This window comes from Thermofilum uzonense (assembly GCF_000993805.1).
Lineage (GTDB): Archaea > Thermoproteota > Thermoprotei > Thermofilales > Thermofilaceae > Thermofilum > Thermofilum uzonense.
The window spans coordinates 865,434-877,250 of sequence record NZ_CP009961.1 but is presented as its reverse complement, the minus strand read 5'-3'; the positions used below and the strand labels follow the sequence as shown (position 1 = coordinate 877,250).

The following is an 11,817-nucleotide window of genomic DNA, read 5'->3' as shown; positions in this document are numbered from 1 at the left end:
AACGCTTGGCTTAGCCTATAAGACTTGTTTTAATACAAAACTAATTTATATAAACAAGTATATACCTGTATTATGTCTACGACAAGAAAACTTTTAAAGCTGGGAAAAACAAGCCTCGCAGTCACACTTCCACGGGAATGGGTTGAGAAAAACAGTCTACGCGAGGGAGATACTCTATTTCTGGAAGAGTACGACAACTACTTGCTTATTTCGCCGATAATGCGTCGAGAGGAGTTCATAGAGGAGACCAAAGTTCTGGAAGCCGCACAGGGGGACGAGGACACCGTCGAGAGAATGATAATAGCTTTGTATCAGGCAGGCTATTCATCGATTAAAGTTGTATCCACCTCGGGAAGAGTTCCCCTAAGCTTACGCGAAACGATCAGGAAAACTCTAAAACGCCTAGTAGGGTTAGAAGTCTTCGAGGAGGGCTCCGACTACATCCTTCTCCAGATGCTGGCGAACACAGCATCAACAGAGGTTCCTAAGGTTTTGAACAGAATGGAAGTACTCATCCTTAACAGTATAAAGGACCTCGAAGAGTTCGTGCGCACGGGGGACATGTCGTACCTGAAAGACATACTAGAGAGAGACGAAGAGGTGGACAAGTTTTATTTTCTCTTAAGCAGGCAAGTCAACCTCTCGATATTATACTCATGGTATCTGGCCAAAGTGGGCATTCCTAATAAGACCTTGCTCCTTCCAATCTTCAACTACGGCAAGACTCTTGAACGAGTGGGAGACGTTATAGTGAACATAGCAAGGATAGCTCATATAGTTGAGTTATCAGAGGAGGATATCCGAGTAATCCGCGAGGCGTTCGAAGCAGGGATAAAGGCTTTCAAGACCGGCGACGAGGAGTCAAAACTTGTCATCACGAAAACGTACCGAGAGTATTTCGAGAAGTTCGAGTCTTCAAGCCTTATAGATCATCTTTTAGGAAACATAATTTCACTCATACTTGACATGCTCGAGTCCAGAGTGGAGCTAGAGGTCTTCAGCGAATTTTCGTCGAGAAAAAGATGAGAAAGTACATGAGAAAAAATGAACTGGCTACTCAAAATCTATCCTGAACTCGTAGCCGTAAAGCTTGAAACCCAGCTTCTGATACCACTGGTGGAGCTCACCCCGTCCAAAGCGACTGGTAGCGATTATTTTATAGCAGTTTAATTCTCGCGCAAGGTCGATAGCCTTTTTCACTAAAAGCTTTCCGATTCCTTGCCCCCTATTACTCTCATTCACATAGACATCTTCTAGTAACGCATAAGGTCTGTCGTGAAGATCATTCTTGATCAGATAAATAAAGCAATGTCCTAGTTCGCGACCATTCTCCTCTATAGAAATCCTGAAGCCTCTAGTCTCCACCTGAGATGTCCTGATATCCATGATTCCCCAACCGCAAAACCTTTATTATATATGTTATTTATCTACGGTTCTTCAAAGCCAAGCTGAAAATTTAAAACGTCCTACGAAACATTTATAGCCGACTCAACCCAAAGGCGAAACCGAGCATACCCTTGACTCGTGTCAGTATATCAGGAGAACTTCACAAGCGTGTAAAGAAAGGTAGAAGGGTCTACAGAGGCTTCTTTACCATCGTTGTGGATGGAAAGGTACAGATGAACCTGGGCATCCGCAACGATGAAGGGGGCTTTGATGGCGATAAAAGCATTACTTTTTCAAGAACACTATCCATAATCGGTAAGTCCGGGCCTAGTGGGCTTGAAGGCAGCAGGCCTGATGGTGGAAGGTGGCTTATACTACACCTGGTACCCTCCGATGCATCCAGAAAGCTGATACTAAGGCTTCCCATAATAGATCAAGAATATATCAGGCTTGAGGTCTCTGGTTTTTTCGACGTCTCCGGATTCGAAGTGTGTAGCAACTGCGATTACTCAGAGATTCTAGAATTCAAGCCTCTCCCCAATACTGAGAGGCATAGTTTTAAAGCTCTTCAAGGGTAAGTTGACATCGGGAAGAATCTCGGAGATGTGAAGCTCTCTCCCGTCAAGTTGAACCACGTGTCTCGTTGTGCGTGGAGGGAATAATTCTCCTTTAAGGGCTCTCCTAAGCACTTGGTCTTTATCAAAAATGTACCCATTTTCCCAGCTTTTAACGACAATTCTAGGATCCTGGTAGTCTACTACAGCGGCAGGGATATACTGGAGTCCTAATCTCTTAAATGCTTCAAATCGATGATGACCGTCCAGCAAAACATTGTGTTTATTTTCTGCGACCACCGGTTTTCTTAGGATACCAGTCCTCATCATATCTTCTAACAGGAAAAGTACTCGTTCCTCTATGTATTTTTCATGGGGTTTTAGCTCTGAAATATTCATCAATGTAATTTTAAGATAGATCATGATCAAAAATATGCATTAAAGCTGTATAAAAACCTTGTGTTAAACCTCAAGTAAGTTGCTGTCTATTAATGCGTAGAACAGCGGTTTGCCTTGTCTGAGTGGTTACTTATGTGTTGAAAACCGAGCTGAAATTTTCATGAGAGATAAAATTCCTGGACTATGCATGTATATTGCAGAATTCGTATGATCTGAAAGATTAAGGTTTTTTAAGACTAGCTTTTGGTTTATGAAATTATCTCTATGTTTTTCCCATCCAATTTGTTTTGAATTTTTCCTGGTTTCCCTCTATCTAATGTCGTGAAGGTCTATGGTTGCTTCAAGTATATCCGTGGAGTAGTCGGCTACCCGTCTATAGCTTCCAACAATAGTTCTTATCGTCGTGAGAACCCTAGCGTCCTCAACTGTATAAATGTTTGAGAGCTTCCTCTCCATTTCCTTTATCTCTTCAATCTTAGCGTCTAGGAGATCGTTTGCCTGTTTCTTGTTTCGGTCAAGGAAAGTCTTTACACTCTGCATGAAAAATTCGGTTACAGCTTCACCAAAGGCAAATATGTCCTTTACACCCTTAAAGTCAATGGGAATCTCTTGCAGATGGGTCGCTATAGTTGCGGCGTGATCGCCTATCCTCTCCATATTCTTCAGAACCATACCGTAAGACAGGATCTCCTCGCTTCTTGAGAGACCGATCTCCTCCAGACTCACGTAGCCCTTCAACGCGGTGTTTAGTTGACGGAGCCCATAAAGGTAGAGTTTATCCACTATGTCATCACGCATTGCAAGCTCTCCAATATAAGTTTTATCCTTAAGCCCCTTCCTGAAGAGCTCGATAGCATCTAGTAACATGCTCTTATCAGTATCCCCCATTTTTTGAATGATGTTTATGAGGGGAAAGTCCCCCACATTAACGAGAACCTGTATTGTCATTTCTCGTGAGTCTTCGTGCAAGACCTCGGCCCCTATAAGCTTCTTTACCGCTATCTCCTTGAGCTTTCCCCTTAAGATGGGATTGTCTTGCTGGAATCTCACATGAATCGTTTTATAGCCTACAAGGTACTTTGACATTATTTCCCTTAAAACAGCTCCTTCAGAGATCTCCTTTTTCACAAATATCTCGGCTACATTCGTAGACTGTAGCTTCTTCCCACTGGGTATGACCCGTATGCTCCCATCGTGCTCCAGCGAGAGTGTAACCATACTGCCTCTGTCTATGCCAACGCTTGAAGCCCACTCCTTGGGTATGGAGATTATGAACGTGGATCCCCCAGTTACTTGTACACGCCTGACAACTCTTTGAGCCGACATGTTCTACCCTAGATATTCTCGTGAAAGTCAATTATATAGTTTTTTGTAGACTATTTGTCTTTTAGAATCAGCCTATAAGGATCTACTAGTACGATCTGAGTATTTATTTTTATGAGAGAATTAGATCTAATAGTTAATAAGAGTATCTCTCCTATTATTTTAAAAAATTATTATTTATTTTGTCCAATGACAATAATTATTCTCCTATACTTTAAAAAATATTAACTGGAGTTATTAAATTCTCTTTATATGTAAAAATTTTGATAAGTATAATAGGGTATATAATGGTGAAGCTATCGCTCCTGCAGAGGAAAAGCCTCTGGCTTTATCATTTCAACTCAGGTGGGTGCAATGGATGCGATATAGAGCTTGTGGCATTTCTCACCTCTAGATACGATCCCGAGCGTCTTGGGGTACAACTAGTTCCTAGCCCCCGCCACGCTGACGTACTTGTTGTTACTGGCCCCGTTACATCTCAAGTCGTGCCGGCTTTACGCTCTATATATGATCAAATTCCTTATCCCAAATATGTTGTAGCCCTAGGTACATGTGCTTGTTCTGGAGGTGTTTTTGCCGACTGTTATAATGTTCTGGGAGGAGCAGGTGAGGTAGTCCCCGTGGACGTCAAGATCCCGGGGTGTCCTGCCAGTCCACGCGCGCTTTTAAAAGCGCTATCTAAGGTCGTGGGGGTGTCTAATCATGGGGGGAACACGAGTCCAGAGTAAGAATAGGGTTAGCCTAGACGATTTACTAAAGGAGGTGGAAAAACTAACAAGCTCCGGCTTCACCCACCTAGTAGCTATTACAGCCGTCGATAGAGGAGATAAAATAGAGGTGATATATCATTTCTCAAGCCTTAATGGGTCAATCGTTCATTTATCAGTAGAAGTATCAAAACAAGCACCCGTTGTTCCAACTCTCACATCAATAGTCCCTGGAGCAGCATATTATGAGAGAGAGTCTGAAGAACTCTTCGGCCTTAAAGTAGAAGGGTTGCATAATACCAGCCAGCAACGATTCATACTACCAGACTGTTACCCACAGGACGCTCCACCCCCTCTCCTTAAGGAGGTGAAAAGTGAATCAATCAAAGAAAAAATCGCGAAAACACAAAGTTGCGGCCCAGTACAATTTACACCCTTGGCACCTTTATCCCCTGAGAACGTGGTTCTCCCGCTGGGTCCATATCACCCTGCGTTAAAGGAGCCGGAGCGTTTCAGCTTAATTGTAGAGGGTGAGACTATACGGAAAGCTTACCTGAGGATAGGCTTCGTACACAGGGGGGTAGAGAAAGCAGCTGAGGGAAGAACGTATCTCCGCGACATATTCCTTTTAGAAAGGGTTTGTGGGATTTGCAGCACACATCATGCATGGACCTTTGTAGAGGCGGTCGAAAAACTACTCAGCATAGATATACCTAAGCGGGCTCTCTATCTTCGAACACTGATAGCCGAGTTGGAAAGGATACACTCACACTCGTTGTGGCTTGGGCTTGTAGGCTACTGGATGGGGTTTGAGACCATGTTTATGTGGGTGTGGAGCCTACGTGAGACTATTCTAGATTTGCTAGAAGAGGCTACCGGTAACAGAGTACACAAGTCGTTTGTAACCATAGGAGGGGTTCGTAAAGACATAGATGACGCAAAACTGAAGAAGATGTCCCTTAAAGTCGGCGAGTTTTCAAAGCAAATAGAAAATGTTATCGAAACCGCTATGTCTAGCGATCTCTTCGTAGAGAGAACACGAAACATTGGCGTATACACACTAGACCAGGCGCGCAAATATGTGACCGTTGGTCCCGTTAGGCGAGCCGCGGGCGACCCCTACGATATTCGAAAAATAGAACCATATGGAGCCTATGGAGACCTGGAATTTGAGACTATAACCTCAGATAGAGGCGATGTCTATAGTCTGGTATTATGTCGTCTTAAAGAACTTATTGAATCAGCACGCATTATTTCGCAAATAACAGAAAAAACTCCAAGCGGAAACCCTGTACCCTCCAAGTATTTCATGGGTACTGTTCCTGCAGGGGAATCCTATGCACGGACAGAGGCCCCAAGAGGCGAGCTTTTTTATTACGTGATATCAAATAATACTCATAGCCCCTATCGTGTCAAAATTAGGACACCGACTCTCCCAAACATACAACTTGCCGCCATCCTCCTTGAAGGAGCCGCTCTCTCAGATCTCCCACTTATAGTGACCAGTATCGACCCCTGTTTCAGCTGCATGGATCGCGTGCAAGTCTATAACCAATCGGACGGGACGGTCAAGGTATTGTCTCTAGAAGATTTCACTAAGAAGAGAGGTGCGAGTTCATGGTGAAAAGTGGTTTTGTAAAGTTGCTGTGTATGTCGTTTGCGAACCTTCTCGGAAGACCAAGAACTCTAGCTATTGATGAAGCTGCTCAAAACAGCATGTCTCGAGGGCGCCCCGTCTTAAATATAGAGAAGTGTCTTGGATGCGGGTTATGCGGTAGGTCTTGTCCACCTGGAGCTATAACCATGATAACTGTAGGAAAGCAAATTGTTGGGGGAAGGGAAATAGACAAGAAGGCTCCAAGATTTGACTATTTAAGGTGCATTTACTGCGGCTTGTGTTCTGATGTGTGCCCCGCGCGTGCCATTCGAATGGAAAAAAGTTTTACCATAGAATATGCTTTTGAGGTAGCTCTCCTGCCACTTTCAACAGATCCAAGAGTGGGGGCCATCCTAGCGTTTGCATTTATTTTCCTTGTAAGCTTGAGTGTGTATTTAATCTCTGGCCTTTTATCTCCTAAGGGAGAACACACCGACAAGGCTTTTGATCCGTTTACTGGGGGGACACCTCAAACCACACATCTTGAAAGATATTATATTCCAGGATTGTTTTCATTTGTACTGTTTTTCCTGATCACCGAGATCGCTGTATTCCTCATACTACTGCGTCCAGCTCTATATGTTCTTCTCCTAGTACTAATCACCTTAGCGGCCCTTATGGTCGAAGGAATCGAACTACTAAGGAGGTTGCGGTGAGCATGACATGATTGACATATTATTCCAATCTCTAATCTTTCCAGGTCTATTGTTCAGCGTGGCTATGGCTTTCTGGTTTGAATACATTGAGAGAAAGATAACAGCGAAGATTCAAGGGCGAGTAGGACCCCTCTACACAGGACCTAAAGGGCTTTTGCAACCACTGGTTGATTTTATAAAGCTGCTTGTAAAGGAAGAGATCGTACCCCGGAATTGTGACATATTGCTTTACCGAGTAGCACCCGTATTAGCCATTTCAATACCTGTTTTCGCCATGTGTTATATCCCGGTAGCTACGACCCAGATGCCCTTATCTTTTCAAGGAGATGTACTCCTCGTATTCTTATTGTTAGCCCTAACAGCCCTAACGGTGGCACTAGCGGGTTATGCGGCACTCACACCCTACACAGCAATAGGTGTAGGAAGGCTTCTCTTGCAGTACACTATGTATGAGAGCATCTTTGCTTTGAGCCTAGCGTCCGTAGCGTTGCAAGCATCATCTCTAAGCTTCAAAGACCTAATAGAATACCAGGCCCAGCATGGCCCCTTGGTTCTTTATCAACCGATTGGCTTTATAACATCATTATTTGCCTTACTCGCTAAACTAGAGAAGAGACCCTTTGATCTCCCCCACGCGAAGCAGGAGGTTGTAGCGGGCTGGTTGACAGAATACTCCGGGAGAAGCCTAGCTTATCTCAGGCTCTTCAACGATCTGAGCATGACTTGGGGAATATCGCTGTTGACCAGCTTTTACCTTGGAGGACCTCTGGGTCCTGGATACGAAAAAATTGGGCCCCTAGCAGGTTTCCTTTGGTTTGGATTCAAAGCCCTAGCTCTCAGTTTCCTCTTAACTTTCATAAGCGCATCAATGGCTAGGTTTAAGGTGAGTGGTCTTGCGAGAGTTTTCTGGGGTATACTTTACCCCCTTGTTTTCATTCAACTTCTTATAGCTTTCCTTTTCAGGTGGCTTGTATGATTGAATATTTGTCTCTTATTGGTGTTGTCTTGATAGTCTGGGGTCTCTATTCACGCCGAATAATTGCAAGTCTAATCGCGATGGCTACCGGTACTATAATGATATCAATAGCACTGTCTGAGACCGCTGGTTGGACGCCGGCAATCCTTGTCGCCACGCTGTTCGCAGGAGGTTTAATAGCTCTGATGATCGCTTGGATGATGCTTGTAACCAGGGAGGAAGTAAGAGTAGACGTTACATATGCCTTGGCCGTTTCCCTGATGCTCCTAACCCTCCTATCAATATACATACTTGTCGGGACAGGAAAGATAAAGTTCGAAGTATCACAGGTTACAAGAATTGCTGACATAAATGATTATTCTCTTCTAACAATCCTACTCGTAACTGTTCTCATTGGTGGTTTACACATTGTGAAAGGTGAGGGGGGATGATGGATTTAGTGGTAGTGTGTTCGGCTCTAACGCTTCTCATAGCTGGTTTAGCCTCCATAGCCGCCACCAGAAACATGGTGAAGGTGATCATGGGCTTACAGGCGATGACCCTAGCGAGCCTACTCCTCCTCTCTCTCGCGTTTAGAACGGGTGGAGCCAGCGCCGATGACATGTTCCTTCTCATAGCTTCAGCTACAGCTACAACAGAAGCGCTTGGGATCGCGATAGCTCTTCTAGTATGGGAACGTTTCAGGAGGATTAACCCCCAAGAGGTATCTGATTTGAGGTGGTAGTATGATTCCTGAGCTTTTACTACTAGAATTGTTTATCGCAAGCGCTACAATCACAGTTCTTAAACAAAGAAGGCTTGTGGAGGGCTTAAGCGTCATAGCTTCTCTAACTGCCGCTCTTCTGTCAATAGCATATATCCTGATTCCCGAGAAAACAACCCAGATAGGGGTTACACTCTACAGCGACGCTTTGTCTAAGCTTATGCTGGGAGTTGTGAATGTTCTAGGCTCTCTAATCGTTATTTACAGCGTGGGATACATGAACCACGACCCATCATACCGACGCTACTACTCACTGATGTTATTCTTCATAGCTTCTATGAGCCTACTCGTTCTAACAACAAACCTGCTAATCCTATACGTTTCCTGGGAGCTTGTCGGCGTTTGCAGTGCTCTGCTAATATCCTTCTGGTGGGATAAGCCTGAGGCGCGGAAAGCTGGACTGAAAGCTTTTACTGTTACAAGAATAGGCGATATAGGATTCATAGCTGCAATTGCCCTACTTTTATCACGCATTGGGACATCAAATATACCTTTAATCCTAGACTCTGCAACCGAACTAGGAGACCTTATAACACCCCTTGCGATTTTGCTGCTTCTAGCCGCTATAGGAAAATCTGCACAGTTCCCCCTTTTCGTCTGGCTACCCGACGCGATGGAAGGACCCACATCTGTTAGCGCCCTTATACATGCGGCGACAATGGTAAAGGCTGGAGTATACTTGTTGTCACGCTTCTACCCTCTCATAACCCTCAGCAGTAAGGCTCTAGAGATAGTAGTTTGCCTCGCAATCATCACAATTTTCCTCTCAGCGCTAGCAGCCCTCGGAGCCTCTGACATAAAAAGGGTCTTAGCATACAGCACTATAAATCACCTAGCACTCATGTTCTTAGGCTTAGGTCTTGGAGCATGGGGCGCGGCTCAACTACACTTGTTATCGCACTCACTCTTCAAAGCCCTATTATTCCTTTGTGCAGGACTCATAATACACGAAGCTAAAACCCGTAGTCTAGACGAGCTGGGAGGACTATGGTCGTCGGGGCTCAGAGTTACAGGGATAGGCTTCCTTATAGGCTCGCTTAGTTTGGCAGGCGTTCCCCCTCTCCCAGGATACTTTACAAAAGACCTCATACTTATGGCGATAGAGCATAACTTTAAGGAGGGACTCGGTTATCTGCTAGCGTTCACGATCTCTCTTCTCTCCTCTCTATATATATTCAGGCTTTACTTTAGGCTCTTCAAAGGCTCTCCCCGTAAGAAGATGCAGGAGCACAACCCGGCTATGATAGTTCCCATCATAGTCCTATCTATTCTCACCTTCACAGGTATATTGATTTTAACTCAAGCCTCCCGAATGCTAGGTGTAGCGGCTGAGTTTGCCGAGCTAGACCCCAGCGCCCTGTTAGGATTGGGATTAGGTATTCTAATAGCTTATTACCTCTGGGGGAAGGACTCTTACACGTGCGTGTATGTCAGGTCAGTCTATAAGCCTCTCGCACAGATTGCCGATAAGGGCTTTTACATAGACGAAGCCTACAGCATTATAGCATCTAAAGCAATCAATTTAGCATCGGACCTTTCCCGCAAGCTACAAACAGGTATACCCTCCATCAACACGCTGTGGCTAATCGGGCTCTTGCTCGTTATCCTACTTATAGTTATGGGGGTGATGTAGATTGCTCGAGGAAGCATTGATCAATATCGGCCTATGTGGCGTTCTACTATACCTGGTGGTCAGGCTACTACCACAGAGATTTAGAAAACCGGTTTCCACGACAATGGCGGCAATCCTACTCTTAATCGTACTGTACCTATCACTCTCCGAGAGAAGTCCAGTAGGACTCATAGGTCTTACTTCCTCGCTTATAGGAATCGCGGCAGTTGTGACTGGGTATTCTCTCATCGAAGAGGACGTATCGACTCATAACCTGTTAATTCTTGTCCTATGCGTTTCCTCTATACTGATAACTCACACGAAAGATTTAGTAAAAGTCTTCCTTGAGTGGGAAATCCTGAGCACTGCGGTTGTCTCCCTGACAGCATACCATAGGAATAAGGAGGGCGCTGAAGCCGCATTTAAATACCTAATGCTATGCGGAGCTGGAACGGCTCTAGCGCTAATAGGGATAATTCTTGTATTCATAGAAACTGGGTCAACTTCAATACACTCTGTTCCCTCATCTAGCATATTAGCCAAGATTTTCCTCCTTCTAGGTTTCGGGACCGAGGCCGCCTTATTCCCGTTACACTTTTGGCTCCCGGACGCCCACATGGCTGCGCCAAGCACTGCAAGCGCAGTATTGTCAGGTGTGGTTATCGAGTCAGCAGCAATCCTAGTCTATAGACTGGTATTCGGCGAAGAATTAATACGCTACATAGTACTACCTCTCGCACTAATAGGTGCGTTCATAGGAAATCTTTCCGCATACAAGCAGGATGACCTCAAGCGTCTACTGGCATTCAGCAGCTTTGCAAATGTAAACTATATCTTGCTGGCATGGGCTACCGGCAACAACCTGGCGACGGTCTACGCATTCCTACATGTATTCGCGCACGGTCTCCTAAAATCAGCCCTCTTCATAGTTTCCGGTGTTTTGCTAGCCGAATATGGAACACGCCATCTCTCAAAGCTCTATGGAGTGGCCTCGAAGAACAACGTGCTAAAGTTCACGGTTATTCTAGCCTCTCTGGGACTCACAGGAGCTCCTCCACTATTAACATTTTGGAGTGAGCTCTACATGGGTGTCGGGCTCTTCCAATTCAATGTTCTGGTAGGGCTTGGCTTCATGTTTTCAATCATAATATCTTTCGCCTATTACTTCCGCATCTTCTACACCCTTGCCAGCGGCTCCAACGATGCTGTGCATCTAAGACACAGAGTTGCATTGCTTACAAGTTTCCTATTAGTGCTCTTCAGCCTTGTCGCATTCATTTTCTGTCCGACGATAGTATCCTATTTTGGTCTTTAGCTTTCTAAAATTTTTTGGTAATTTTTACAAAAATGTAAAATTCGCGCTTGATATATTCAACAAGCATAATATTTATAGTAATTTCTCGGAAGAATATACTGGTGAACAGCTCTGGGCCCCGCCTTGACACTGCTCCTAGTCGTCATCCTGGGGATATTAGCGGGACTTCTCGTTATACTCTTAGCGCTTCTCCTCGAGCGAGGTCCTGCGAGACCCTTTAAAAGGTTACGCTACGAGGCAGGTAATCCTCCAAAGGGTGAGGCTAAGAAACGTATCCCCTTCCAGTACTACGGGTATCTAATTCTCTATCTTGGTATAGAACCCCTAATAATTCTCCTCTATATTCTCCCATTCTCTAATCTTCAACAAGGATTGGTAATAGTAGGGGCCATGCTACTGGCAGTCATCCCGGTTGTTTGGTGGGGGCTCAAGCTGGCGGATGAGATAAGTTTATGGCGAATCTAGGTGT

At 44.7% G+C, this 11,817-nt stretch carries 14 protein-coding genes; 11 read left to right on the top strand and 3 right to left on the bottom strand.

What is annotated here, in order from left to right:
- Positions 1-72 precede the first annotated feature (72 nt).
- Positions 73-1,026 carry a phosphate signaling complex PhoU family protein gene (locus MA03_RS04410; protein ID WP_052884114.1) on the top strand — a complete coding sequence of 318 codons (954 nt, stop codon included), beginning with the start codon at positions 73-75 and terminating at the stop codon, positions 1,024-1,026.
- Between the two features lie 27 nt (positions 1,027-1,053).
- On the opposite strand, the gene MA03_RS04405 is transcribed toward MA03_RS04410, so the two are convergent.
- On the bottom strand, positions 1,054-1,386 hold the full coding sequence (locus MA03_RS04405) for a GNAT family N-acetyltransferase (RefSeq protein WP_052884113.1): 333 nt from the start codon (positions 1,384-1,386) through the stop codon (positions 1,054-1,056).
- A 131-nt stretch (positions 1,387-1,517) separates the two neighbouring features.
- On the opposite strand from MA03_RS04405, the gene MA03_RS08665 reads away from it, so the two are divergent.
- Complete coding sequence (locus MA03_RS08665; protein ID WP_191118409.1) at positions 1,518-1,964, top strand: hypothetical protein; 447 nt, start codon at positions 1,518-1,520, stop codon at positions 1,962-1,964.
- Here MA03_RS08665 and MA03_RS04400 read toward each other — a convergent pair.
- Positions 1,905-2,363 (bottom strand): ParB N-terminal domain-containing protein, encoded by a 459-nt coding sequence (locus tag MA03_RS04400; RefSeq protein WP_052884112.1) that lies wholly within the window; start codon positions 2,361-2,363, stop codon positions 1,905-1,907. The two genes, MA03_RS08665 and MA03_RS04400, sit on opposite strands and share 60 nt — an antisense overlap.
- Positions 2,364-2,648: 285 nt before the next feature.
- Positions 2,649-3,665 (bottom strand): PhoU domain-containing protein, encoded by a 1,017-nt coding sequence (locus tag MA03_RS04395; RefSeq protein ID WP_052884111.1) that lies wholly within the window; start codon positions 3,663-3,665, stop codon positions 2,649-2,651.
- Positions 3,666-3,949: 284 nt separating this feature from the next.
- On the opposite strand from MA03_RS04395, the gene MA03_RS04390 reads away from it, so the two are divergent.
- From MA03_RS04390 to ndhC, 9 genes are all read left to right on the top strand, one after another.
- The gene (locus tag MA03_RS04390; protein ID WP_052884898.1) at positions 3,950-4,390 is read left to right on the top strand and encodes an NADH-quinone oxidoreductase subunit B family protein; all 441 of its coding nucleotides are present in this window, start codon (positions 3,950-3,952) and stop codon (positions 4,388-4,390) included.
- Complete coding sequence (locus MA03_RS04385) at positions 4,365-5,993, top strand: NADH-quinone oxidoreductase subunit D-related protein (protein WP_052884110.1); 1,629 nt, start codon at positions 4,365-4,367, stop codon at positions 5,991-5,993. The genes MA03_RS04390 and MA03_RS04385 overlap by 26 nt, the downstream gene beginning before the upstream one ends.
- Positions 5,987-6,682 (top strand): 4Fe-4S binding protein, encoded by a 696-nt coding sequence (locus MA03_RS04380; RefSeq protein ID WP_191118408.1) that lies wholly within the window; start codon positions 5,987-5,989, stop codon positions 6,680-6,682. The genes MA03_RS04385 and MA03_RS04380 overlap by 7 nt, the downstream gene beginning before the upstream one ends.
- 7 nt (positions 6,683-6,689) lie before the next feature.
- Entirely contained in the window at positions 6,690-7,658 is a 969-nt protein-coding gene (locus tag MA03_RS04375) for a complex I subunit 1/NuoH family protein (RefSeq protein ID WP_052884108.1), read from the top strand.
- A complete protein-coding gene (locus MA03_RS04370) occupies positions 7,655-8,089 on the top strand; it encodes a hypothetical protein (RefSeq protein ID WP_052884107.1) in 435 nt (144 codons plus the stop codon). Before MA03_RS04375 ends, MA03_RS04370 begins: the two co-directional genes overlap by 4 nt.
- Positions 8,086-8,382: an NADH-quinone oxidoreductase subunit K gene (locus MA03_RS04365; RefSeq protein ID WP_052884106.1), complete on the top strand. Its 297-nt coding sequence runs from the start codon at positions 8,086-8,088 to the stop codon at positions 8,380-8,382. Before MA03_RS04370 ends, MA03_RS04365 begins: the two co-directional genes overlap by 4 nt.
- 1 nt (position 8,383) lies before the next feature.
- Entirely contained in the window at positions 8,384-10,054 is a 1,671-nt protein-coding gene (locus MA03_RS04360; protein WP_052884105.1) for an NADH-quinone oxidoreductase subunit 5 family protein, read from the top strand.
- A 1-nt stretch (position 10,055) separates the two neighbouring features.
- On the top strand, positions 10,056-11,348 hold the full coding sequence (locus tag MA03_RS04355; RefSeq protein ID WP_052884104.1) for a complex I subunit 5 family protein: 1,293 nt from the start codon (positions 10,056-10,058) through the stop codon (positions 11,346-11,348).
- Between the two features lie 123 nt (positions 11,349-11,471).
- A complete protein-coding gene (ndhC, locus tag MA03_RS04350; protein ID WP_052884103.1) occupies positions 11,472-11,813 on the top strand; it encodes an NADH-quinone oxidoreductase subunit A in 342 nt (113 codons plus the stop codon).
- Positions 11,814-11,817: the final 4 nt, after the last annotated feature.